27 protein-coding genes and 1 tRNA gene are annotated in these 25,122 nt (G+C 38.1%); 15 read left to right on the top strand and 13 right to left on the bottom strand.

The window, feature by feature from the left end:
- The first annotated feature begins 164 nt into the window (after positions 1-164).
- A complete protein-coding gene (locus DBR43_RS16935) occupies positions 165-866 on the top strand; it encodes a DUF4145 domain-containing protein (protein ID WP_124582883.1) in 702 nt (233 codons plus the stop codon).
- Positions 867-889: 23 nt separating this feature from the next.
- Positions 890-2,611, top strand: a complete 1,722-nt coding sequence (locus DBR43_RS16930; RefSeq protein ID WP_124582881.1) for a hypothetical protein — start codon at positions 890-892, stop codon at positions 2,609-2,611.
- Positions 2,612-2,679: 68 nt separating this feature from the next.
- Here the strand turns inward: DBR43_RS16930 and DBR43_RS16925 are convergent, their stop codons facing one another.
- Positions 2,680-4,332: a reverse transcriptase domain-containing protein gene (locus tag DBR43_RS16925; RefSeq protein ID WP_158622523.1), complete on the bottom strand. Its 1,653-nt coding sequence runs from the start codon at positions 4,330-4,332 to the stop codon at positions 2,680-2,682.
- Positions 4,333-4,710: 378 nt separating this feature from the next.
- Between DBR43_RS16925 and DBR43_RS16920 the strand changes: the two genes are divergently transcribed.
- From DBR43_RS16920 to DBR43_RS16895, 6 genes are all read left to right on the top strand, one after another.
- On the top strand, positions 4,711-5,835 hold the full coding sequence (locus DBR43_RS16920) for a WYL domain-containing protein (protein ID WP_124582877.1): 1,125 nt from the start codon (positions 4,711-4,713) through the stop codon (positions 5,833-5,835).
- A gap of 204 nt (positions 5,836-6,039) precedes the next feature.
- Entirely contained in the window at positions 6,040-6,798 is a 759-nt protein-coding gene (locus tag DBR43_RS16915; protein WP_124582875.1) for a hypothetical protein, read from the top strand.
- Between the two features lie 101 nt (positions 6,799-6,899).
- Positions 6,900-7,166 (top strand): helix-turn-helix domain-containing protein, encoded by a 267-nt coding sequence (locus DBR43_RS16910; RefSeq protein ID WP_124582873.1) that lies wholly within the window; start codon positions 6,900-6,902, stop codon positions 7,164-7,166.
- A gap of 152 nt (positions 7,167-7,318) precedes the next feature.
- Entirely contained in the window at positions 7,319-7,474 is a 156-nt protein-coding gene (locus DBR43_RS33220) for a hypothetical protein (protein WP_199757072.1), read from the top strand.
- A 228-nt stretch (positions 7,475-7,702) separates the two neighbouring features.
- Positions 7,703-8,251: a BfmA/BtgA family mobilization protein gene (locus tag DBR43_RS16900; protein ID WP_124582871.1), complete on the top strand. Its 549-nt coding sequence runs from the start codon at positions 7,703-7,705 to the stop codon at positions 8,249-8,251.
- Between the two features lies 1 nt (position 8,252).
- A complete protein-coding gene (locus tag DBR43_RS16895) occupies positions 8,253-9,224 on the top strand; it encodes a DUF5712 family protein (RefSeq protein ID WP_124582869.1) in 972 nt (323 codons plus the stop codon).
- Positions 9,225-9,381: 157 nt separating this feature from the next.
- Here the strand turns inward: DBR43_RS16895 and DBR43_RS16890 are convergent, their stop codons facing one another.
- Both DBR43_RS16890 and DBR43_RS16885 read right to left on the bottom strand, forming a co-directional pair.
- Positions 9,382-9,648: a hypothetical protein gene (locus tag DBR43_RS16890; RefSeq protein ID WP_124582867.1), complete on the bottom strand. Its 267-nt coding sequence runs from the start codon at positions 9,646-9,648 to the stop codon at positions 9,382-9,384.
- A gap of 28 nt (positions 9,649-9,676) precedes the next feature.
- Positions 9,677-10,276, bottom strand: a complete 600-nt coding sequence (locus DBR43_RS16885; protein ID WP_124582865.1) for a hypothetical protein — start codon at positions 10,274-10,276, stop codon at positions 9,677-9,679.
- 347 nt (positions 10,277-10,623) lie between these two features.
- On the opposite strand from DBR43_RS16885, the gene DBR43_RS16880 reads away from it, so the two are divergent.
- From DBR43_RS16880 to DBR43_RS16870, 4 genes are read left to right on the top strand one after another with little or no spacing between them, the layout of a single operon-like run.
- A complete protein-coding gene (locus DBR43_RS16880) occupies positions 10,624-10,884 on the top strand; it encodes a helix-turn-helix domain-containing protein (protein WP_068892279.1) in 261 nt (86 codons plus the stop codon).
- A complete protein-coding gene (locus tag DBR43_RS16875; RefSeq protein WP_124582863.1) occupies positions 10,862-11,308 on the top strand; it encodes a ferredoxin in 447 nt (148 codons plus the stop codon). The genes DBR43_RS16880 and DBR43_RS16875 overlap by 23 nt, the downstream gene beginning before the upstream one ends.
- Positions 11,289-11,399 carry a helix-turn-helix domain-containing protein gene (locus DBR43_RS33525; RefSeq protein WP_410522654.1) on the top strand — a complete coding sequence of 37 codons (111 nt, stop codon included), beginning with the start codon at positions 11,289-11,291 and terminating at the stop codon, positions 11,397-11,399. The genes DBR43_RS16875 and DBR43_RS33525 overlap by 20 nt, the downstream gene beginning before the upstream one ends.
- A gap of 27 nt (positions 11,400-11,426) precedes the next feature.
- Positions 11,427-11,954, top strand: a complete 528-nt coding sequence (locus tag DBR43_RS16870) for a hypothetical protein (RefSeq protein ID WP_124582861.1) — start codon at positions 11,427-11,429, stop codon at positions 11,952-11,954.
- Positions 11,955-12,079: 125 nt separating this feature from the next.
- On the opposite strand, the gene DBR43_RS16865 is transcribed toward DBR43_RS16870, so the two are convergent.
- The 6 genes from DBR43_RS16865 to DBR43_RS16840 form a co-directional block, all read right to left on the bottom strand.
- Positions 12,080-13,297: a site-specific integrase gene (locus DBR43_RS16865; RefSeq protein WP_124582859.1), complete on the bottom strand. Its 1,218-nt coding sequence runs from the start codon at positions 13,295-13,297 to the stop codon at positions 12,080-12,082.
- Positions 13,298-13,543: 246 nt separating this feature from the next.
- Positions 13,544-13,633: transfer RNA gene (locus DBR43_RS16860), tRNA-Ser, on the bottom strand.
- 97 nt (positions 13,634-13,730) lie between these two features.
- Positions 13,731-14,720 carry a YihY/virulence factor BrkB family protein gene (locus DBR43_RS16855; protein WP_124582857.1) on the bottom strand — a complete coding sequence of 330 codons (990 nt, stop codon included), beginning with the start codon at positions 14,718-14,720 and terminating at the stop codon, positions 13,731-13,733.
- A 9-nt stretch (positions 14,721-14,729) separates the two neighbouring features.
- Complete coding sequence (locus DBR43_RS16850; protein ID WP_124582855.1) at positions 14,730-15,137, bottom strand: acyl-CoA thioesterase; 408 nt, start codon at positions 15,135-15,137, stop codon at positions 14,730-14,732.
- A gap of 2 nt (positions 15,138-15,139) precedes the next feature.
- Positions 15,140-16,189: an endolytic transglycosylase MltG gene (gene mltG, locus DBR43_RS16845; RefSeq protein ID WP_124582853.1), complete on the bottom strand. Its 1,050-nt coding sequence runs from the start codon at positions 16,187-16,189 to the stop codon at positions 15,140-15,142.
- 14 nt (positions 16,190-16,203) lie between these two features.
- Positions 16,204-16,974 (bottom strand): PASTA domain-containing protein, encoded by a 771-nt coding sequence (locus DBR43_RS16840; protein ID WP_124582851.1) that lies wholly within the window; start codon positions 16,972-16,974, stop codon positions 16,204-16,206.
- 147 nt (positions 16,975-17,121) lie between these two features.
- Between DBR43_RS16840 and DBR43_RS16835 the strand changes: the two genes are divergently transcribed.
- Positions 17,122-18,108, top strand: coding sequence for a D-alanine--D-alanine ligase (locus DBR43_RS16835; RefSeq protein ID WP_124582849.1), 987 nt, complete (start codon positions 17,122-17,124; stop codon positions 18,106-18,108).
- 377 nt (positions 18,109-18,485) lie between these two features.
- Here the strand turns inward: DBR43_RS16835 and DBR43_RS16830 are convergent, their stop codons facing one another.
- The 3 genes from DBR43_RS16830 to DBR43_RS16820 form a co-directional block, all read right to left on the bottom strand.
- Positions 18,486-19,259: a DUF3575 domain-containing protein gene (locus DBR43_RS16830; protein ID WP_124582847.1), complete on the bottom strand. Its 774-nt coding sequence runs from the start codon at positions 19,257-19,259 to the stop codon at positions 18,486-18,488.
- Between the two features lie 308 nt (positions 19,260-19,567).
- Complete coding sequence (locus DBR43_RS16825; RefSeq protein WP_124582845.1) at positions 19,568-20,995, bottom strand: MATE family efflux transporter; 1,428 nt, start codon at positions 20,993-20,995, stop codon at positions 19,568-19,570.
- A gap of 253 nt (positions 20,996-21,248) precedes the next feature.
- Entirely contained in the window at positions 21,249-21,668 is a 420-nt protein-coding gene (locus tag DBR43_RS16820; protein WP_124582843.1) for an acyl-CoA thioesterase, read from the bottom strand.
- 173 nt (positions 21,669-21,841) lie between these two features.
- Between DBR43_RS16820 and rpsO the strand changes: the two genes are divergently transcribed.
- Together rpsO and pnp are read left to right on the top strand one after the other, a co-directional pair.
- On the top strand, positions 21,842-22,144 hold the full coding sequence (rpsO, locus tag DBR43_RS16815) for a 30S ribosomal protein S15 (RefSeq protein ID WP_124582841.1): 303 nt from the start codon (positions 21,842-21,844) through the stop codon (positions 22,142-22,144).
- Between the two features lie 117 nt (positions 22,145-22,261).
- Entirely contained in the window at positions 22,262-24,409 is a 2,148-nt protein-coding gene (pnp, locus tag DBR43_RS16810; protein WP_124582839.1) for a polyribonucleotide nucleotidyltransferase, read from the top strand.
- 128 nt (positions 24,410-24,537) lie between these two features.
- Here the strand turns inward: pnp and DBR43_RS16805 are convergent, their stop codons facing one another.
- Positions 24,538-25,035, bottom strand: coding sequence for a GNAT family N-acetyltransferase (locus DBR43_RS16805; protein ID WP_124582837.1), 498 nt, complete (start codon positions 25,033-25,035; stop codon positions 24,538-24,540).
- Between the last annotated feature and the right edge of the window lie 87 nt (positions 25,036-25,122).

Genomic DNA, 25,122 nt, shown 5'->3' with positions numbered 1-25,122 from the left:
ATCAATTCTAATAGCTCAAGATCTCAAGGTACATAGTAACTTCAGTGAGGCTTTAATTTATAACAAAAAAACTCAAATCTCTTTTAATCGCATTTTCAGTAAGTAAGCTTGGGGGGATGAGTAAATCAAAAAGCATATCTTTATAATTTAGATCAACGCTTTATATGGAACCAATTGAAAGAACAAATTATGTGGGAACAACCCAAGATAGCTTACACATGCTTCCTGCAGCAGTTAATATAGTGTGTCCATTTTGTAAAAGGAATGTTCATTTTCCTTTTACATGGAAGGTTAACTTTAATACTGTTTCAAATTATACTGTTTCATCATGTCCTGGCTGTAAAGGGAAAGTGCGATTTGTCTATTTTGGGGATATGGATGAGCCTAAAAAATTAGAAAATGGACAACTTTTTAGTATTCCTGGGGCAACTGCTAGAATACCAATTAAAGGAATGAATCAAAATGATAGTTTACCTGAGTCTTTAAAAAGAGCTTATACTTCAGCTATTAATGTATATAATACAGGAGAGTGGTCTGCTACGGCTACGTTATGTCGGAAAGTTCTTGAGGGGATTGCTCATACGCTAGTCCCAGATAGCAAGCCAAATGAAAATCTGGCTAATAGACTCAGGGCTTTACCAGATAAAGTAGATTTCAATAAACCGATTATGACTATTGCAGATGCAATAAGAAAAGGTGGCAATTTAGGGGCACATTTTGATTTGGAGAGAGAGCCGGATCAGGAAGTGACAACGTTGATGATCGATTTGCTTGATTATCTTATTGAATATCTGTTTGTTTTGCCATCTCGGATTGAGTTGTTGCATGATAAGATAGAGCATTTGAAGAATTCAGGAAAAGAATGAACAAAGTTATAAGAGGATAAAATATGCAAAATCATACTGTACCCAATTACGCCGATTTATTTGATGATTTAAATAGCTATGAAGTGGCTGTACAAGAAATACCGTCAGATACTATTATAACTGTTTGTATTGCACTGATCAACGAACTCAATTCTCCAGAAGATAAATTCAAATTGCAAGATAGGATTTATAAATCTCTTGCTAAAACATTTGATATGTCTGATTTTCATCGTATAGAAAAAGCATTTGCTGTTTTTAAAGCCACAAAAAATGAGAATTTTAGTGGTTTGATTTTTGGCAGACGTTATTTGTTGGAAATGATACTTCGGGAATTGAATCATTTCCGTACAATAGACTCTCTCTCTGGGAAAGCTATGGAGTTCGATTTTTTTAGAGCTTATCTTTTAATGGTCCAAATTGTAAATGAAAAAGACAACGAAAATATCAAATTTCAGAAACATGAAGATGGATTCCAGAGTTCAAAATATGAATTGATCTGGAAACCTATTTTACCGCAGTTTGAATTTAGTGAACGCCCTCATATCATTTTTGAAACTTATAAGCTGTTTTGCTTTTTAAAACATGCGAAACTCGAATATTATCAGGAATTAAAAGCATATCTGAATAAGAATGGATTTGTGAGTATAAGCCAGCTGCTGACAAGTTTTAATCAAGTTAATAAGGTAATCCAGAATGATGATCCGGATGCTATGCTAAGAAAATTAACTTATCTATTGCCAAATGTTGGGATCAAACAGGAGCATCTTATTGCACAGACCATAAATAAAGTTAACGGTATCACGAGTTTTTCTATGCGTTCCATAAAGGAATTTCCATTGTATCTTCAACCGGAAAGAGGGTATATGGTCATTGATCCTGATTTTTATCTGCGGAAAAAATATTTTGGGCCATTCTTTGAACTTTATCACAAGACAAGTTTAAAGCAAAGATTGTCATTTAACCAATACTGTATTGATGTTTCAGGAGCACTGGAGCGTAGCTTGTTGGAACCTTTGCTCACGATGGTCGTCAATGAAAATGCTAATGTGCTTCATTTTGATGACAACAGTAAAGACGTACCTGATGGTTACATCCGAATTGGTAAAATGATCTTCTTATTTGAGTATAAAGCATATATTTTTAATGAGCAGCTAACCAATTACCCTGAAGTAGCAGAGCTTAAGAAGTATATTGATGAAAAATTTGTACTGACTGCAAAGAAAAAGAAAAAGGGAATTACCCAGCTAAGAGATCAGATTAACGTCATTATTGGTGGTGGGTTTCATTTTGATCAAGCATCATTTCTTCGTGAAGGAGAGGAGAATGTCAGGATATATCCTATTATATTACATCATGATTTTATGTTTGGTATGCCGGGTGTAAATGAATATTTGAATGAACAATTTGAAAAGATAGTTCCTGTACACGATCTGCGTTATGAGATCATGCCCGTAACTGTGATGAACCTTTCTGTCTTGCTTGATATGGCCTTGGGCCAAAGGGATATGATTTTTATGGAACAAATGCTGATTGATTATCTCAATTATCTTGAACAAAATAGAATGATGTTCGCCCAAAATCAGACAAGTTCAAATTTGATGGCTGGACACATGAGCTTTGATGAGCTATTTCGGCTACATTTTGTACAGCATACTGCTACTCCGGAGGGGACACAAAAAGAGACTTTAGAAAAACTACTAGTGTTATCTGAAATATCTTTCGATGATTATAAAAAAGAACTTTAAGAATGGAAGATTAATAATTTTTTGAATTTTGCGTTTCTCTCATAGTAGTTTTCTAGGGAATACTTCGGTTAAATGTTTTTATACTTATTTACCAGACGTTTAACATGTTTGGACATTGCCTCATGAAATATTACCTTCCGTTTTTTTATTTGACCGAAGATTTTTTCAGAATCTATTGTATTGGTAGCCCGCCTCATGTAAGAAATGTAGTTTGATTTTTTAGTTTTGTTATCCTCCATTTTATTACGTTCGGCGTTCTTCGGTTCAGCTTCTGGTCGCCTGTACACATAATTCCCATTATCTTCTTTCACAAGTCGCTTTATTTTAAAAGGCTTGTCTCTTTCCGAATCTAAATCAACCCTTTTATATAGTTTTACCAACCTAGACTTAAAGATAATTGGTTTAGTTCCTGAAGCCACAGAAATTTTTACAGCTCTTTCAGCTTTTCGTTTGACTGCATAAATCATTCTTCGGTAAAACCTTGCCAAATTTGCAGATTTTACAAAAATCTCTAAACCATTGTATTCAAAACCTAAATAGGTGAGTGGTTTTCCTTTTAAAGATTTGCTTTGTTGAAACTCAAATGTCTCAGTTTTATGCTTGCTTATTTTAAGATTAACTTGGGAGATTTTCTCCTGTACGATTTTATTTATTTCTTCCTTTTCCTCAGGTTTACATATGATTAGGATATCATCAGAGTAACGGCGGTAATAACAATTACGTTCATTAACTAAGGTTGTAATTATAGATAAATCAAAATCTAGCAGGTACAGATTGGCTAATATAGCACTGATTGGTAAACCCTGTGGAATACCTACCTGCTTTCCAGTATCCTTGTCAACGAACTGTTTGGAAAAGACTCGGATTCTTTTTGTGTTTATTGCTGCTCTTAGTTGTGCAGGATTAGCAAAAAAAGCCTCAATTCCATATTGTTTTCTAATAGAAGCTAATTTCTCTTCATCAAATCCCGCTCGTCTACCATGTTTAATTCGTTTTAAACGTAGGTCATCTTTCAGGATATAATTAAATTGTGTACATGCTTTAAACACATTGTAGTGATCGGCAGGCAGTGTTTTCCAGATCTCGCCACTGGGCATAGGTCGGTTTAATAACTTAGCCCATGCGCCTTTTAGTCTTGTATGATCAAGACTGCTAAAAAAGCTTTCGATGTCGAACATTAGTACTGCACATCCATTTACCGATCTTTTCTTTATTTCTTTAAATGCCTCATTAGCGAAGTGAATGGTACTCTTGCCCTTGAGTATTTTTTCAGACTGAGGGATTCTCCTATAAGCAATTATAGACTGGGATAATTCCCAATTCTCTTTTAGCTTTTTCTCATAAAGGTCAATTAGCCATGCAGCGTAAAAGCTAAAAATCAATGCATCAATATGCGTTGCATAATGTAATGGCCTATTTTTTGCGGTTTGCTTATGTTTAACCGAGAATTCATCTGTTAACTTGTGTACATGACCGCGCTCTTGCGTTTGTGGATGCTTTTTGTATTTTCTTTCCTTGATTATAGCATGTAACAAAGGAAAAAAAGCATGCTTTTGAACAAAGGATGAATCCTGGACTTTACTATAGATTTCTCTACGTTTTATTTGGGTATTCCATTTTTTTGTAAGGTGAAGATAGCCCCGGTTTTTAAGCCATGTATCATCTTTTGGTGTAAAAATAAAGTCTTGCATACCTACAGCGTAACGGATAAACTCGAACATACTTAAAAAAAGGTCATTACCCAAATACATGAGTCACGCTAGCTAGTCCAATAAAGGATTCGGTTTCACCGTTCAATTAATACTTACAATTATGAAGCATTTATCAACTTTCTTCGATATCTTTACTGAGTACATGGTAATTCATCATGGTACTTTGCTAATTCTAAGCATCCTAACTGTTATAACAGCAGTAGGAAGAGCTTATAGAGTAGCGATTTGTCCAAAGTGTCTTAACCGATGCAATCTTTCCCCTATTATTCTTTTTCATATAATAGTTAATCTAATAAATTTTAAGACCCATACTAAATGATCGATCCTTCAGTTGCAAGACTTTAAACAAATATATGTTTTTTTGCTTTATAATATATAATTTTAGGAATGACTTATGATGCTCTTAAAATTGGTGATTTAGTTACTCTTAAATCACATGCCTATGTTGAAAATCTAACTTCAATTATTATCACTGGTGATCATAATTCATTACCACCAATTATGATGATTAAAGAAATCTATCGAATAAAAAACAACAATAACTCTACAGTTGATCATTTTATATTTAAATGTATATGGTTTTCAAGCGGATCAAATACACTTCAAGAAGGTAGCTTCAAAGATGTCCATCTAAAAGCTATAAAAAATGAAGAAACACTTGGCAATGGAAAGGTTACTATTGATGAAGGGGATATGGTTTTACTGAAATCAACCACGTTTGAATTAAAAAAAAGAAAATCCACCTTTTCTGTTGAAGAGGGCTCTTTTTCAAATGCTGACTCCAAAAATACGCAATCTGCACTTCTGACATATTTACCCCCAGTTTTTCATGTAATATCTATTAAAGATTTTATACCAAAGAATACTTCAAAAAAATCATTTACCAAGGATTATTGGCACTGCAACAAGAAAGTTAAATGTTTTTATTACAATAATCATAACGATAAGATTTCTGAAATTGAATTTCCGATAGAGGTTTTGGAATTATTAGAGCCCTTATCTGAAAGCATTTTAAAAGAAATTAATTCATTTATTTCTGATAAGAGCCATATTTTGTGGAAAGGAGAAGAAGACGAGACACTTATCCTGCAGCCTAAACTCATATCTTTTAGGAGTGGTTTTTATTTTTTGAGGTCGTATGATGTTGTTAAGAGGAAAAATATTGACGTAAATATTTTAAACGACTCTGTTTATAAGAAAATTGATGACATAATTAAGTTTGTCTCTCCTAAAGCTGATATGTCTTACCTTGGAATTGAGAGAATTATAGAAGATTTAATTGCCAAAATTAAAGTGGCTCACTTAGAAAAACTATATCTAAGGATAAAATACAAGAATAAAAATGATGAAATATCAATACGAACAATTAGTCGTTCGTATTTTCAGGAGAATCCTATCGATAAAAGTAATCTGCTTTACTTAACAGGTTATTGCCACTTAAGAAATGAGGAAAGAACCTTTTATTTGAAAAGAATTCAATATTTGGAAGTATTGACAATACCATACCTGTAAAGCACCTGCAGTAATTTTAAAGTAGAAAGATAAATGAAGCTTTGGAAAGCAGTTCTAATGAATCTTCGAGAAAAATGGTTTAACCTTACCATTTTTAATTGGAGTTGAAGGCAGTTTAAATATTTGAAAAACTAAATGCGGAAGAGATAACGTATAAAGTTAGCATTTCAGGAGATTATAGTCTATGAATTAATCTTATTATCTATGAGAAAGAGTTATTTTAAACCACGAAAGGTTTTTGATTTTTCACCACATCCATATGATGTTGGCAATCTAATCGGTCCTTGGCAAAAATATGAAGACAATCATTTTTTAAATAAAATATACGAGCTCGGGGAAGATAAGTTTGAGAGTTTTTATATGTGTCATCTTGCGCACACATTAGAAAACAATGTTTGTAATGAAGAGACGTTCTTTTTTAAAGTATGGGAATTTGTTGAGAATAGAATTGACAACTTGAAAAAGAAAGACCCTTTCTCTACTTATCACAACCGATATTTATTTAGGATCGAAAAATTACAACAATTTCAGAGTTACCTAAGTAGTATTGACGAATGGAATGTAAGGCCTGCACACCTTGTTATTGCTGAAAAAGAAGAGATCATTCAGAAGCAAAAGAAGGAGATTGAAGAACTTCAAGCTCGATGGAATAAAATTAAGGTATATGAAGTCTCTCAAAAGATTTGGATTAAAGAAGGTTATCTAACCACAGTGATTGATTTATTCCAACAAATGGAGAAGTTGGAGGTGCCCGGTGGTGGAAATCTTTTAAAATACGATCATCAGGTTGCTTATCCCAGAATGCTCAGTAAATATTTCGCTCATGGAGGTAATGATATACCTGTTGAAACATTGCGTAATTATTACGTGAGCAGAAAAGGTGATGAGCCTGTAAAAGGAACTTCCATTCAATCAGAACTTAAGCTTTTTGAAATAGTACCTGTAAAAGGAACGAAAAAATAACAACCGGTTCAGGGTTTGCATATGACCACGTTAAACCTATGGTCATGGTTTCGGGGGCTTTATGACCCACATTTGCTTCGTAAACTTAATACGGAGGTAATATGCAAATCGAGATTCTAACAAGGGAAGAACTGTTAAAGTTCAAGACCGAACTTATTCAGGAAATTAAACAAGCCATCAAATCAGAGGATGTGCAACCCAAACAATGGCTTCGCAGTTCCGAAGTCAGAGATCTGCTAAAGATTTCATCCGGCACACTTCAAAACTTGCGCATTAAGGGAATACTACGGTATGAAAAGGTAGGTGGTATATTCTATTATGCCTACAGTGATATTGTTCAGTTGTTGGGCGAAATTGGGAACTCATGATGGATACAGGAAAACAACTCACATGCTTTTTAAAGCTGGCCAGTAAAAACAATCGTTTCCATCAATCACATTTCAGCCTTTATTCGGCCATACTCATGTGCTATACTAAAGGTTTATGCCAAAATCCTTTCCGTGTTTCAAGAAGAGAGCTAATGAAGCACTCAGTGATTCATTCTTTTGCTACCTACCACAAATGCATGAAAGACCTGGTTAGTAACGGGTACATAGATTACCAGCCATCTTATCATCCAACTTTGGCCAGTCAGATCACTTTGTTAAATGATCTTGATGTGGATCATGAAGGGTAAGCTTCTTGCAGGTTATGTCCTTTTCCTTTTTTGGGAAAAGGAGCAAGCGGAAGTTGGGCAGTGGCCCTACTTGCTTGCCGTATACCTTGCAAACGGTGTTTCAAGAACCCTCCAGGGGTTCTTTAGTGTGCTGAAAGCACATTAGTAAAAGAAAAGCGATCCCCTTAGAGGGGGCTAAATAATTGATTATACAACTATACAATCATATAGCTATAAAGATATACTGATATGCAGGAGAGTTTAAGAACAGTAAAATATTCGGTATCAGATGCCATCAAGTTTGAAAAGGTTGCCTTGAAACTAGGCAGGTCTAAGCGTTTGATTTTTACCCAGATGGTTGATTATTTCTATCGAAGTAAGAAAGATCCCAAGGACCTGAACGATGAGCTTTTGAAAAGCACCATATTAAAAGGCCAGAAAGAGTACATCGGTTTTATTAAAACCCAGGAAGCAGAATTACTCATTCCCATTAAACGGGATGTGGTCAGAATGGTAGAATCTCAAAAGACAATAATGGGCTGTTTCAACAGTCAGGTATTGCAATACAATAATGACGCGTTAAAGAACCAGAACCAGCAAGTATTAAGCCTTACCAGAATTCAGGAATTTATAAAAGGGATTAGTGATAAAGTGGATGAGAAGGAAAAGCTAAAAGTAAAGTTTCTAAGTATCCTGGATACTTATATCAGACTAAGGGAATCTTTTGGGTTGATGACTTCCGGCAAAGATAAAGAGGTGCTGATTGATAATACCCGGAAACAAGTTGCTAAGCTGTGATATGTATATCAATATTACCGATAGTGAAACCTCAAATAATAAAGGGAGCAGTAGTGAGCTTACCAGTTATCTGGAAAAGGAAAACAGGTTGTACAATAAACAAGAACCTGAGTATTGGTTTAATCACAATAGCCAGCATATCGAGCCTTTTGAAGTCAGAAGGGCTATTGATGGTAATATTGCAAAGCTTTGTAAAACTGATGCTAAATTCTTCCTGATCAATATCAGCCCGAGTCAAAAGGAATTAAACTTTCTGAAAGAGCGGTTTGGAGCAGCAGGAGTTAAGGATCAATTGAAACGGTACGCGGAAAAAGTAATGGATGAATATGCGAGGAATTTTAAACGTACGGGAATTGACAGCGCTAAAGACCTCATGTGGTTTGGTAAGGTAGAAAATTACCGTTACTATGGTTATAAAGATAAAGAAGTCTTAGAGGGCGTTAAAAAGCGTGGAGAACGTAAAGAAGGTGAGCAGATGCACATCCAGATTATAGTAAGCCGTAAGGATGCGACCAATAAGATTAAACTGAGTCCTATGAACAATTCTAAAGGAAAGAACGAAGGCCATTCCAAAAAACTAGGACAATTTCACCGGGTAGCTTTTAAGCAATCCGGTGAAACTGTTTTTGATCAATTGTTTCATTTCGACAGACAACTAAAAGATACCATGGCTTATGCCAATATCCATAAGAATGGAGATCTAAAACAAAAAGAGCAGTTGTGTGCATTGGAATTTGGTGCAGAACGAAATTATCACTCCAAATCCATCGCGAATGATTTTGCAAAAGAGGTGGCAGCAGGTCTTTTCCATTCTACAGCCGATATGTTTCAAAGCATAGGTAAGACTGCTTCCGATTTCTTTGAGATTCTGATGGAGCCAGTGTACAGTCCCGGATTAGACATAAACCCGGTGGAGGAAGCAGAAAAAAGAAGAAGAAAAAAACGGAAAGGTCGAAATCAGGGCCAAGGCTAAGGGCTTAGTCGGTAATGGTGGTGGATTTTACAAGGGCAGTTTTGCCCCACGCGCATTTTCGGCCTGCAAAATCCCTTGCGCTCATTGCCCAATTGGATTTTGCTCTGGTGTTTACGGAAAAAGCCTCTGCTCTAACAGGCGGTAAGAAGCTTAACACTCAATGGAGGAGTTCTTTTAAACTACGGGCTTCCGGATTTTGGCTTGCCAGTGTTCCCGGCTCAAAGTCAAACAATTGTTCCATGATGACTACTTTCTCGTAGGGAATGTCCTGAACATCATCGACCAGAATTTTCCTATAATTGTGAAATGTGTTTAAGGAAACACCCAATAGTTTTGGAAGAAGTTGTATTGCTTTGCGGTATTGCCATACGTTTAGGTTGTACAAATATTCATTGATCCTGTATTTGCTAATCTGTTCGTTCATAACGTTAGTTTTAAGGGTGTATATGACTTTAGTTTACGGTGGTGGTATTGCTTACATAGAGTACAGTTTGCGTAATGTCAATCAGGTAGATAACCTCTATCAGCTTTTCCAGATATTCTTTTACAAGCACCATCGCACTTCCATCCTCAATAACTTCATCAATGGTCGTCTGACGATAGGCATATTCAACAATCCGGCTCAACATTAACCGCCATTCGTTCAGGCTTAGAAAACTGAAAAAATCTTTAAAAAAGCAATGGGTGTTTTTAATCTCTTCCTGAGAAAGACTTTTAAAATGGGTACTTATTAATACGTTGTAATAGCGGGTGAGGTCTTTTGCACAAGGTGAGGCATTGGAAGAAGCACAATGAAGCGAGAATTTTGTACCTTTACAAAAGAAGATGTGTCCGGCTTCTAAAAGTTTAAGTAAACATCTGTAATTATAAAAATACTCTTCGCTTTTACCGTGTTGTAGGGTGCTGCACGCTGAGCGAATCAGGTCGTGGATTTGTGTGCGGAAGGCTTCTATATCAATTTCATATCTGCAAAAGTCCGCAATGAAGGTGTGAGGGTTTAAGATCTGCTTATGCGTAAGCTGATTGTACCGAAGGTTTCTTTTGTTGCTCATAATTTTTAAAATTAATTGAGCCCTGGAGATGCAGAAATAGGTGCGGAACTGCATCTCGTGGTTGCATAAAAGTTTCTGAAGCCTTACGTAACACGAGTGTACAGCAGTCCCGCACCTATTTTAGGAATATGCAAATATAGCATATTAGTAAATAGGCTTGGTATTCTGCTGTCTTGCGTTACGGCTTCAGAAATGCAACCGCAAGACCCTTAATGTCTTAATAACTGTTTATTATCGCATATATAATTATTTAATACTCTAAGATAAGGATATAGCTTGTATACTCCAAATAAAAATACTCTTTTTATGGAGTGTATTAAAATGGAGTATTTTCTTTACTTTATTTCATGGCAAACAAGAATCTTTTAACAAGTGAAAAAGAGCTAAAGAAAATAGGTTTAAGACTTAAAAGCCTTCGGAAATCCAAAGGTTACACAAGTCCAGATACGTTTTCTTATGAAAATAACCTGAATCGTTCTCAGTATGGTAAGTATGAGGCTGGAAGCGCCAATATAACTATTGGCACATTGATCAATATTTTAAATTGCTTCGGTGTGACCTTAAGTGAGTTTTTTAATGAGGATTATGAAGATCTCGGTAATGAATAATTGTAGTTTAGGGCAGTTGAACAAATATCCAGAGAACTCCGATGGAGACTTTTACGTTGAGAATCAAGTTTGTACTGCATGCGGAGCTCCAGAGGCAGAAGCTCCTGACTTAATTGAGCATTCAAAGCTTGAGTATGGACATTGCTATTTTAAGAAGCAACCCCAAACACCGGAAGAACTTGACAGAGCCATAAATGCCCTGTCAGTTTCCTGTATTTCAGGAATCAGATATGGGGGAAAAGATGAGGTAATCTTGAAGCGGCTCTATGAAATGGGGTTAGAAGATGAGTGTGATCACAAACCTATTGGCAAATACAAAATGGTTGTTAGAAATAAAGTTGTATTTCAATATCAAGAAACAATGGAGAAGCCATTCAAGCGTTTGGCTTCATGGCTTTATAAACGTGTTAAAGGCATTAAATAAAACACTTGATAAATTATATCTGAATCATTTAAACAAGATCGCTGAGATTCTGAGGTGCTCCATGAAAGATTTTTTACTGATCAGTCCTTAGCTTAGCCATTTGTATAATTAATCTATTATGGTTGACATAGAAAGAAGAAGAAAGCTCGCCCTTCATTTACGACATCTCTCCGTTGGGCTTATTTCAAATGATGATTTTGAAGATAATCTTATGGATGACGTTACGAATGGCTGGCTGCCGGAGCAATACTATAAATCGAAAGACGCCAAATTTGACGATAAAATAATTCAACCTATGCTTGAACTCTGCTGGGGATTATACGATGATACGAGAAATCATAGATTAAGAGGGGCGGACAAATTACCAGAACAGAGCTTGAAAGTAATCGCTCGTTGTATATTGTTCCTTCGGGGTGATAAAGAATATGAATGGCCATATTTTGACACTAACAGTCCCTTATTCAAATTTTCATTGGGGGAAGTTCTCTTGACTATTCTTTCTCTTGGTCAGTACTACCGAGACATAAGGAAACAACAAGAAAAAGCATTCTTGGAATTTCAAAACCTTGGTAATTTTGATATTTGGCCATTTCTCAACCAGAATGATTATGATGAACAATTGAAATATCATCCATTCTTAAAATAGAAACCTACAATCTATGCAGGTAAAATAACAAAGCGGAAATGATCTCCGACCATTCCCGCTTTATAAATTAACGCTCTCATATATAAAGACGTTAAGAAGCCTTAAATATTGTGTAGCCTAACAGATTAAATCGCTGCATATTTCTTTTTCAGCAGCGCCATATCAGCACCAACCTTAATATCCAGGATTTTTGAATAGTGCTGAGTAGTCTGGATATTTGTATGTCCGAGCATTTTTGAAACACTTTCTATGGGAATCCCATTCAATAGAGTAACGGTTGTTGCAAATGTATGCCGAGCAATATGAAAGGTTATGGGTTTGTCTATACCGCAGAAGTCAGCTATTTCCTTTAGATAACTGTTCATCTTCTGATTGCTTAAAACAGGAAACAACATTCCGGTATTTAAGCAGATCCGGTTTTCCTGATATCGATTCAATAGGGTGGAGGCCATTGGCAGTAAAGGGATGCGTGCAGGGGTGTTGGTTTTCTCTCTTTTTATGGAAATCCACTTCTCGCCATCTATGCCATTTACAATGTCTATCCCCCTTAGATTTTTAACATCTATATATGATAGTCCAGTATAACAGCAAAACAAAAAGATATCTCTTACATGGGTAAGCCTTTCAGTTGCCATCTTTTTATTGGTCATCAACAAAATCTCTTCAGTATTGAGGTAAACCCGATCTACTTTTTTGACTTTAGGTTTGTAGTTTAAGAACGGATCAATTTTTAACCAGCCATTGGAAAGGCAAATTCGGATAATCTTGCCAAAGTTCTTCAGGTACTTTACAGCAGAGTTGTTTGCGCATTTACGGACAGAACGGAGGTAATAATCATACTCAGAAATGAAAGTATAGTCTACTTTTTTGATTTCAATATCTATGAGGTCGTATTTCCAGGTTAAGAAATCTATTGTGTGTTTTAATGAAGTGCGGTAACGCTCCGCCGTTCCTTTCTTAAATTCACTTCCAATCAATGATTCCATTTTCAGGTTATGATCTTTAAAGACTTCAATCAAAGTCATACACTTTTCCATTTTGCCCTGGAATTTATTACGCAGCGTTTCGGCAGTAATCATTTCATCGGCTTCCATTAAAAGACCGTGGGCTTCATAAACTTTGATCTGTAAATGGTCTAAGAAGGTGTTTAGCGTCTTGATTTCTTCTTTGTTACCATTTGCCCTGCCTACACGAGCATTCCATCTGGAGGGGTCACAACTACGTCCGGTGGTCACTTCTGATCGGTTACCATTCACAGTAATGCGTAAATAGATAGGGGCAACGCCTTTTTGATAATTCTTTGGCTTCTTCATGTAGAAGAGCAAGCTGAAATTGGTTTTCATAATGTTAAACATTAAAAAGTAAACAAATTTAGCCTTGCAGTAATTGAGAATCAAGATGTTTAGTCTTGTAACCTGTTCAATATCAGTTTGATATTTGATTTCTGGTGAGTCATTTCCTTTTCAAGATTTACTCACCGAATCACTCACCAATCTTATATGAATTAATGAGAATTTTGATACCTGATAAAAACGAAAAAGCCTGCTATCGTATGATTTGCAGGCTTTTTGTTGGTTTTGATACCATGTTGGCGGAGAGTGGGGGATTCGAACCCGCGGACCCTTTGACAAGTCAACAGTTTTCAAGACTGCCGCAATCGACCACTCTGCCAACTCTCCGCGACAAAAGTACAAATACCGCTTGATTCTGCAAATTATGAATCAGATAAATTAACGAAAACTTGATAAGCCCTTAAAGATGAGTTAGAAAAATTTTTTATCTTTCTGAATTATCCGTGTCAGAAGGCGTTTTTTTGAACATATTGAAGTTCGGCCTGATGATTTTTACACTTCTTTTCGACAAATCTACACTCGCATTGAGCTCAAATCCGACCAATAAGATCAAAGAATTCAGATAAAGCCAGATCATCAGGACAATTAAAGTGCTGATGGAACCATATACTTTATTGTAGGAACTGAAATTGTTGATGTAAAAAGAGAAACCCCAGATCGTCAAAAATGCGAGAATGGTAGCCAGACAGGAGCCTGCACTAAAGAATTTCCATTTCTTCGCATGTGCCGGTCCGTATTTGTATAAAATGGAAATCGTTACAAAGTAGAGGATGCCCAGGAGCGACCAGCGGGTCAGCTGGATCACGTAGGCAATAAAGTTCCCTTTGATGTTCAGCTCACCGTCGATATAATTTAGTGCCACCTCTCCAATCGTCATGGCCACGATACAGATGATTACGGATAGGGCAATGGCTATAGTCAACAATATCGCAATCAGGCGTTGTTTTACCCAGGTCCTGGTCTCTATGATCAGGGACGACTTATTAAAAGCCATCATGAGGCTATGTACGCCATTTGTAGCGAAGAATAAGGACAGAAAGAAACCAAAGGATAACAATCCGCGGTTAGGCTTGTTCACGATCTCATTTAAGGTCGTCTCAAAGGCCCTGTAAGCATCAGCTGGCAGGATAAGTACGATGAAGTCCATCAGTTGCTTCTGGAAGCCTATACGCCTTGGAATAAATGGAATTAAGGTAAAGAGAAAGATGATGGCAGGAAATAACGCCAGCATGAAGTTATAAGCAAGGGAAGAAGCTTTATTGACTAAAGAATCCTTCCCAATTTCTTTGAAAAAAAACGAAGCAACAGTATAAAGCGGGAGCGGGCTGAAACCAGGAAGTACACATACTTTGGTCCAGGCGATAAACAAAGCATAAATCCTGACTTTTAATAATTGCCTATGTACCCACTCCATCTATCAAATTTAATTAAAAAATCCCTTTAACTTTTCCATGAAATTTTCAGGAGGAGAGCAAGGTTTATTTTTCGCCATATCTACGAATACCAGCGTTGTTTTTCCGATGTTGATCAGTTCTTCCGCTTCATTGAACAATTCATATACAAAATGTATGCGGACACCCGGAAGGTCATGAATTGTCGTTTTGATGGTAATCTCCTGATCATATAATGCCGGTTTGATGTATTTACAATTCAGCTCTAAAACAGGCATCATCACTCCGCTGCTTTCCATACTGGCATAATCCATTCCGAGGCTTCGCAGCATTTCTACCCGCGCCACCTCATAATACTCTGCATAATTGCCATAATATACGTATCCCATCTGGTCCGTTTCTCCGTAGCGTACCCTAACCTTAGTGCTATGTGTATACATCCTTATTTGTAAATGTTGCGTTTGTTTAAAGCTTCTCTGTATTTTTTCGCATTGATCTCATGTTCCTGAACGGTAACTGCAAAATTATGATAACCAGAAAAATCCTCTTTCGCACACATATAAATGTAGTTGTTATTGTCTTTGTTCAATACCGCATCAATTGCGTTGATACTAGGCATCATGATTGGTCCCGGAGGCAATCCTGCATATTTGTAGGTATTGTATCTGGACTGAACCTGTAAAAGGGCATTGGTTACTCTTTTTACCGTAAAATCATCATTTGCATAGATGACTGTCGGATCTGCCTGAAGCAGGATTCCCTTTTTTAAGCGGTTCAGGTATAAGCCTGCAATAATAGGCATTTCTTTATCATACAAAGCCTCCGCATCTACAATGGAAGCAAGGATAGAGACCTGGATAGGGCTTAAATTTAAAGCCGCTGCTTTCGCCTTGCGCGAATCATTCCAGAACTTCTCATATTCTTTTTGCATTTTCTCAAAGAACTCAGAAGGGGAGGTATTCCAGTACAACTCGTAAGTGTTCGGAATAAACATCGTATAGCTATTGTCTTTATTGAAGCCATATTTTTCAATCAATGCTGCAGAATCCAGCAAATTGATAAAAGTAAGTGAGTCAGACTCCAGGTTTTTAGCCAGGTATCCGGCAAAATTCTCTTTCTTTCTGATGTTCTGGAACTTCAGCTTTACCGGCTCCTGATTTCCTGCCTTCAGCATATTGATCAAACCGCGGTTCGTCATTCCTTTGGCAATCTTATAACGTCCCGGTTTCAAAGCGCCTTTCAGGTCCATCTTTGCTGCAGCCTGACTAAACGTTCCGATATCCGTCAGGATGTCTTTGCGGCGAATTTCTTCAAATAAATCATCCAGTGTATGTCCTGTTCTTACATAAAGAAATTTCTCTTTTCCTGTTGTATTAGGTGCAAAGTAAACCTTATAGAACTGTAATCCGTAATAACCTCCAATAACCACCAGGACCAGTAATGCCCCTAATATTACCTTAGTTTTTGTTTTAAAGCTTTTCTCGTTTGTCATAAAATGATCGTAAATTATTTTTTGTTGGATAAGGTAATATTTACCGGTGTGCCTATTTTAACTTTCGAAACAGAGTCTGTCAGGAAAGGATCTTGTCTGATAATAACGGCATTTGCGCTGTCTATGATCTCTCCCTCATAAGTTATTGTACCTAAAGTCAGCATTGCTCCATTTTTTAAAGCAAAAACAGCCTCATCTTTAGTCAGCCCGATTAAAGAAGGAATGTCAACTTCTTCGTTTCCTTTTCCATCACCCAGCACAAAATCAATTCTGGAACCTTTAGGTAAAGATTCACCAGCTTTAAGCGGCTGTCCCCCAAATAATGCCTGAAGAACTACATCCCTGCTCACATCAGATCTATAAGTGGTATCCCCAAGTTTAAGCCCGTAATTCTCAATCAGCGCCTGTGCTTCTCTCAAAGGTTTAAACTCGATATCCGGAAATTTAACATTAGGTGCCAGGGCTACATTTACCGTCAGGTAAATCGTTCTGTTGCCTTTCACAAAAGTGTTGGCCTCGGGATCCTGATCAATCACAATTCCCGGAGGCGAATCCATCACAAAAACAGAGTCTACCTCATAACGAAGCCCAAGAGACTCCAGCTTACTTACCGCCTGTGTAAATGCAAGCCCCTTTAATGTAGGCACATTTAATCCCTCGCCATGTTTGGTGTAATATCTTAAACTAAAGAAAGCAGCCAGTACAATCACCACTACAGTTACAATCGCGGCAATAAAGTTGTTTCTAAAGGATTTCGTCTTTAGGTAAGATATGAATTTGCTCATAGGTGTTTTTTTCGTTCTTATTGTATTTCGCCCAAATTTAGACTAAAAAAATATTTTATTGGAATTAAAATAACATCTGCACCAACTAATTTATATTTGTGCATACATTTAACTTATTACTTTTAATAGGTTTTAACACGCTTAAAAATGAAGAAAACATTAGCATTACTAACCGGTGGTACCACAGGTGAGTGGGTCGTATCGGTTAAAAGTGCAGCCACTATCGCCCAAAATCTGGATGCCGACAAGTTTGATGTTTATAAAATTATGCTAACCCAGCAAGGTTGGTTTTATGAACCTGCAGACTCCCTGAAAATTGAAGTTGACCGTAACGACTTCTCCCTGAACATTAAAGGTAGAAAAGTTACATTTGACGGCGTATTTATTGCAATCCATGGCTCCCCGGGTGAAGATGGAAAATTGCAGGGCTATTTTGACATGATCGGCCTTCCATATACGACTTGTAATGCGCTCACTTCGGCCGTTACTATGAATAAAGGTTATACAAAATCGATTGTGACAGGGATTGAAAACCTGAACGTCGCCAAATCGGTACAGGTTTTTAAAAATACAGGTTATAGCATAGAGCAGATTAAGAAAGACCTCAAACTCCCATACTTTGTGAAACCCAATAATGGAGGAAGCAGCATTGGAATGAGTAAAGTTACCCATGGTGCCGATCTGCAAAAGGCAATAGACAAAGCTTTCAAGGAAGATGATCAGTTGCTGATCGAAGAGTTTATTTCCGGCCGGGAGTTTACAGTAGGGGTAGTCAGACTGGATGGAAAAATAATGGTATTGCCGGTCACTGAAGTAGAAACCGCAAAAGAGTTTTTTGACTTTGAAGCGAAATATACACCAGGGGTAGCTACGGAAACGACACCAGCACCAATAAAAGCCGAAACAAAATCAAGAGTAGCCCAGATCGCAGAAAAGGTTTACCTTAAACTGAACTGTAGTGGCGTGGTGCGTATTGATTTTATCCTGACGGAAGATGAGGGTGATTTTTACTTTATTGAAATCAATACAATTCCTGGACAAACCGCCACAAGTTTTATTCCTCAGCAGGTAGCTGCGGCGGGAATGAAACTCAATGATTTTTATACGAAACTGGTAAAAGAGACCATAGGATAAGTACTGTGGTGTAAAAACTGTAATCGCTCTTTTCATCCCCGAATCTTTGCTGAAGGGCAAATATTCGAATGTCTTCAAAGAGGATTTCAGTTTTTTAATCATCCTGCAATAATTAAAGGACACCTGAAAACGCGTTTAATTGTATGATGTTTAGTTATTTAAGCAGGATTTATGATAAAGAGTTACAGGTTTTTGGAGAAAGATGAGCAACGTTTCTGATAAAGAAGATCAGGATTTCCGATAAAGAGAAACAGGATCTCCGAGAAGAATTAAACCTGTTTTAGCAGGTTTATGATCGCTATGGCCTAACCTGGGCTTAAAAAAAAGAAAGCGTGTTGTAACTAACAACACGCTTTCTTTTTTAACAGCTATTGAAATTAGAATCGGTATCCGATACTCAAACCAGATCTTAAACCTGCCCATGGGCCATCGAAATCCACTTTGGCACCATTACCGTCAACCGTATACTTGGTTTTTACCAGAGGAAGGTCACCGAGGTCGTCGTTAAGTGCCTTTCTCAATTCGTCTTGTTCCATTGAGTTTAACGCTTTCTTACCAGCGATATTTCCGGAAGCAAAGCCATAATTTGGTCCGATTAGCCATAAGTCAAGCGAGATGGACTTGCTTAAGCTCCATTGTGCTCCAATCAACACACCTCCTGTGAAAGTGTCTACACCTCCGCTAAAGTCCATTTTACCTTTAATATTGGTTCCATTTTGTTGGTACTCATAGTTAAATGGAAGATCTGCATTATACCTTGCATACCTTACAAAAGGAGCAACATAAAATCCCTGAAAAACACTTTCTCCAAAATAATACCTGAACTCAGGAGTGATGGAAAAGTTTCCTGTTTTAAAATCTTTAATACTTTCCCAGGTCTGGTCGTCATCAATTGCATTTTTAAGCAACTTGCTGAATGGCATTGATGATTTAGGCATAAACCTAAGTCCAAGAGCTAAAGATGTTTTTCTACCGATTGCCTGCTCGTATTGAAAAGAATAATTTTTAAGTGCCAGGGCAGCAACGTTCCATTTCACCAGGTGTTTCCCGGTTTCTGAATCATTGTTCTGCTGACCATAACTTACATTCCCTGAAAGAACGAGCGCCAGAAAGGCAAATGATAAAATAGTTTTAGTAAAGGTTTTCTTCATACTCATTGTTGTTTTTGATTTGTTCAACCAAAAGTATGTATTATACCCTATAGAACAACCAAATAGATTTATAGTCAGATCAGAACCACACCAATATGTGCTCCCGATTCGTATTTCGCCTTAAACTATCGCCGGTTTTCCGCTCCCAGGAACGGTTTACGCATTATTGTCCGGAACTTAATTTCTCAAAAAAAGATGCGTTCCAGGAAAAGGCCTAGGAAATTTTGCGCTTTTTCAGCGCAAAAGATTCCAGCCTTTGAGTGGTAATGCTTCTTTTTTCCAGACCTTAATTAAGGACCAGAAATAGGTTACACCTTAATCGTCTTCCACCTGCCTTTTTTAAACAGCACATACCCCGCAATTGCGATCCCTGTTTCTGCGACAGGAATAGCGATGAATACACCTGTTGGTCCCATCTCAAAATGTTTTGCCAGCAGGAAGGCCAACGGGATCTGGAACAGCCAGAATCCGAAGAAGTTTACCCATGTTGGTGTCCAGGTATCACCGGCACCATTAAAAGTGCTGATCAATACCATGCCTATTCCGTAAAAGATATAACCAAGACTCATGATCTGCAACGCATGAAGCGCCACTTCCTGAACCAGCTTATCGTTGGTAAAGAAGGAGATAAAATAATATCCGCCAATAAATGTAAACGCCATTACTGCAATCATATAGATTACAATATATTTAGCGGTTTTCATGACCGACTGCTCTGCACGATCCAGGCTTTTTGCGCCCAGATTTTGTCCCACCAAAGTCGCGGCAGCATTACTCATTCCCCATGCCGGGAGCATAAAGAACATCATCAGCCTTAATGCCGTCTGATAACCTGCAGAACCATGATCTCCTCCCGTGGTCGCTACCAGTTGCGCCAGAAAGATCCAGCTGCAGGAAGCGATGATAAATTGAAAGATTCCAGGGGTGGCAATTTTTAACAAGGCTTTTATTTGCTCAAAATGAGGTTTGAAATAGGACAGGTGAAGCTTTAATAAACTTTTTCCACTTACCAGGTGATATACCTGATAGCAAACACCGATGCCCCTGCCGATGGTGGTCGCGATTGCGGCACCGGTTAATCCAAATGCCGGAACCGGGCCAAAGCCATTGATGAGGATCGGGCATAAGATGATATTGGCAATATTGGCAATCCATAAGCTCTTCATGGCGATGGCTGCATTTCCTGCACCTCTAAAAATACCGTTGATCAGGAAAAGGAGTACGATGATCACACTTCCGCCCATCATAATTCTGGCGAATGGAGTGCCCTGTGCGGCTGTTTCTGCCGAGGCTCCCATGAGCAGCAGGATGTCTGAAGCATAGATGACACCTAGAATACTGATGACAACATTAACGGCTACTGCGACGATGATTGCCTGGACACCTGCTTTTGCTGCGGCTTCGGGGTTTTTCTCCCCAATCCTGCGGGCTACGACTGCCGTTGCGGCCATACTCATTCCTATAGCCAGAGAGTAAATGATGGTTAGTACGGATTCCGTTAATCCTACTGTTTGTATCGCATGACTGCTATTGTGAAGGTGGCCTACGAAATAAAGGTCCACCAGTGCGAATACCGATTCCATTGCCATTTCCAGCATCATCGGAATGGCGAGAAGGAGCACTGCCCTTCGGATACTGCCTTGAGTGAAGTCAAGGTCTTCACCCTTAAGGGCCTGTTTTAAAAGATTTAAAATTTGAGATAGCTTGCCTGTTGAAGCCGTTTGCTGATTTGACATAAATAGGGGAAAATGGATACAATAAACCGTTGTCAGCATGAATGCTGAACCTTTTAATTGGTGGAAGGAGGGGAGTCCTCGGTCTTAGAACCTTAAACGGACTGCAGATACAATCATCGTATTGCGGTTTAGTTAAGTACCAAATATAGTTTTTTTATGATGAAATCTTAAAAAAAGAAAATATTTTTTGTTCCCGTTTTTGTGTAAAGCTATCTCAGGGATAAGGCTGATCTGTTGCTGTTAAGAGGAAGGGTTAAATGCTGTAAGCCTGAATCATTTCTTCATTCACTTTGCAGCCTTTTCCGGTATTGGTATCGATCATCACATAGTCGAACCAGCCATCGGATGCGATTTTTTTTGTACGCTTATTTTCAATTTCAAATTGTACCCGGCATCCTTTTTCATTAATGGTCAGGATTCCGGTGCGGACGGCAATCACATCTCCAAGGATGAGCGGGCGCTTAAAGTCTACATGGGCAGTGCGGACCACCCAGCCAAAACCACTTTCAAGGAAAGATTCCATGGGCATTTTATAGAATTGTTCCATCTGGTCATACCTGGCGGCAAGTACATAATCGAAATATTTGCTGTTGTGCACGTGTTGAAACATGTCTATGTCATCCGGACGTACTTTTAATTCGCTTTCAAATATGCTGTATTCGTTCTTTTCCATGTTTTCTTCGTTCTGAGGGCAAAAATAGGGTTTAGATTTTACTTATATTTGCTCCCGCATCGTAAATTAAAAGCAGATGACAATTGTGGGCTCACAACTTGCGAATCATTAAAACTTAAACTATCTTTGCACCCAATTAATTAATCCATACACACTTTAGTATCATTCAAGAAATGTATTTAAGTAAAGAAAAGAAAGCCGACATTTTTAAAACACACGGCGAAGTAGAAACTAACACGGGTTCTGCAGAAGGTCAGGTAGCGTTATTTACATACCGTATTGCGCACTTAACAGAGCATTTAAAGAAAAATCGTAAAGATTTCTCTACTCAGTTGTCTCTACAGAAATTAGTAGGTAAACGCCGCGGTATTTTGGCCTATCTGTACAAAAAAGATATTGGTCGTTACCGTGCTATCATCAAAGCTTTAGGGCTAAGAGATATCATCAAACCTTTAGGTTCGAGAGATAGCAAATAAGCGTTAAAATATCAAGAAAAGCCATTCTAAAGGATGGCTTTTTTACTTTGAAAAATAAAATAAATATATATAAATCAGGTGTGTAGAAAGAGGAAAACACACCACAACACTCTTTAAATGAATGTAATAAAAAAATCGTTCGACTTGGGCGATGGAAGAACAATCGAAATTGAAACAGGGAAATTGGCGAAACAAGCTGATGGTTCTGTAGTTGTTAGAATGGGCGATACCATGTTATTGGCTACTGTAGTATCTACTGTAGGTGCAAAAGCTGGAGTTGACTTTTTACCACTATCTGTAGATTATCAGGAGAAATATGCTGCCGCAGGCCGTATTCCCGGAGGATTCTTACGTCGTGAGGCAAGATTATCAGATTATGAAGTTTTAATTTCACGTCTGGTTGACCGTGCTTTACGCCCGATGTTCCCTGAAGATTATCACTCAGACACTCAGGTGATGATCACTTTGATCTCTTCTGACAAAAATATAATGCCAGACTGTTTAGCAGGTTTAGCGGCGTCGGCTGCGATCGCAGTTTCAGATATCCCTTTCAACGGACCAATCTCTGAAGTACGTGTAGCTAAAATCGATGGTAACTTCGTGATCAACCCTTATGTAAGTGATCTTGAGCGTGCAACAATGGAATTCCTGGTTGCAGGTACTGAAAACGACATCGTGATGGTGGAAGGTGAAGCTGATGAGATCTCTGAAGCGGATATGGTGGAAGCAATTGAATTTGCACACAAAGCGATCGTTGTTCAGGTTCAGGCGCAAAAAGAATTGGCTGAATTGGTAGGTAAGACTGTTAAGCGTACTTATTCTCATGAAGACAGCAATCCTGAATTAAAAGAACAAGTGTATGCAGCTACTTATGATAAAGTATATGCAATTGCTAAAAGCAACACGAGCAAAGGTGAGCGTGGTGATGCTTTCGGTGCCATCTTAATGGATTTCATCGCTACTTTAGGCGAAGATATTGATGATGTAACCGGTTTCTTAGCTAAAAAATATTTCCATGATGTACAATATGATGCCATCCGTAACCTGGTATTAGACGAAGGAATTCGTTTAGATGGCCGTGATGTGCGTACAGTACGTCCGATCTGGAGTGAAGTAGGTTACCTGCCTTCTGCTCACGGATCAGCAGTATTCACACGTGGTGAAACCCAATCATTAACTACCGTTACTTTAGGTTCTAAAGACGATGAGCAAATGATTGATGGTGCTTTCATCAATGGATACAACAAATTCTTATTACACTATAACTTCCCTGGTTTCTCTACTGGTGAGGTTCGTCCGAACAGAGGTGCTGGTCGTCGTGAAATCGGTCATGGTAACTTAGCCATGCGTTCATTGAAGAAAGTATTACCTGGACTGGAAGAAAATCCATATACCATCCGTATCGTTTCTGATATCCTGGAATCTAACGGTTCTTCGTCAATGGCAACTGTTTGTGCTGGTACATTAGCATTAATGGATGCAGGTATTAAAATCAAAGCACCGGTATCCGGAATTGCAATGGGATTAATCACTGATGAGAAAACCGGTAAATATGCGATCCTTTCAGATATCTTAGGTGATGAAGATCATTTAGGTGATATGGACTTTAAAGTAACCGGTACTGAAAAAGGTATCGTTGCTTGTCAGATGGATTTAAAAATCAATGGTTTGAAATGGGAAGTGTTAACTAACGCACTAAATCAGGCTAAAGAAGCTCGTTTACACATCTTAAACGAAATGAAGAAAACGATTTCTGCACCACGTGAAGATTACAAAGATCACGCGCCACGTATCGTTTCTCTAAGCATTGACAAAGAATTTATTGGTGCTGTAATTGGCCCAGGCGGTAAAATTATCCAGGAAATGCAACGCGAAACCGGCGCATCTATCTCTATCGAAGAAGTAGGTAACAAAGGTATCGTTGAAATCTTTGCTGATAATAAAGCAGCTATTGATGCTGCTGTTGGTCGCATCAATGCGATTGCTGCTAAACCAGACATAGGTGCTACTTATGATGGTAAAGTGAAATCTATCATGCCATTTGGCGCATTCGTAGAGATCATGCCAGGAAAAGACGGATTATTACACATCTCTGAGATCGACTGGACCCGTTTAGAAACGATGGACGGTGTGTTCAAAGAAGGTGACAGGATTCAGGTGAAACTTTTGGATATTGACAAACAAGGAAAAATGAAACTTTCAAGAAAAGCTTTATTGCCTCGTCCGCCAAAACCGGAAGCAGCCGCAGAAAACAAACCTGCATAATACAAACATTAAAACCCCGCAATTCGCGGGGTTTTTTGTTTAACCCGAACCCGGTTTTTAACCTACCCTGGAGCAGGATACCGGAACAGGAATGCTTTCTATAGGAATAAGAATAATTTCTATAATGGTTAAAATACCTTCTCAAAGGCTTTTCGTGCCCCTCCTCTGAAATAGACTTCCCCGCAATAACTATAGCCCAGCTTCTCCAGGATTTTCAGCATGGGGATATTGTCGAAATTCGTATCTACTTTGATGCTGTGCACACCGCGTTCAAGACATACCCCTTCAATCATTTGAAAGAGCTTTGTGGCAATGCTTTTTCCTTTCGCAAGTTCTGATGCCGCAACACGATGTACAACCGCATAATCGGTATTGCTGAGCCAGGCTCCCTCGATACCTTCGTAGGCAGGTTCTTTATCAAAAATAATGGCCGCATAGGCGAGTACCACCTCGTCTTCAGTCAGGACGTAAGCATTTCCATTGTTTAAATCGTCCTGTATGCTGTGCTCGTTCGGATAGCCATCCTGCCACTGATCACTGCCATCCTTTCTTCTTTGCTCGATGGCGTATTGTATGATTTCCCAAATGATGGATAACTCCGCTTGTTTTGCCTTTCTTAAGATCATAATGAATGTATTTGCTGCCGGTAAAACTAAAATTATTATTTGTTCTTCCCATCGGCCATGCCGGGAATTCTTATTTTTATACTTTGA

Origin of the sequence: Pedobacter sp. KBW06 (assembly GCF_003852525.1) — a bacterium.
GTDB lineage: Bacteria > Bacteroidota > Bacteroidia > Sphingobacteriales > Sphingobacteriaceae > Pedobacter.
This window is presented reverse-complemented; position numbering and strand designations above follow the sequence as displayed.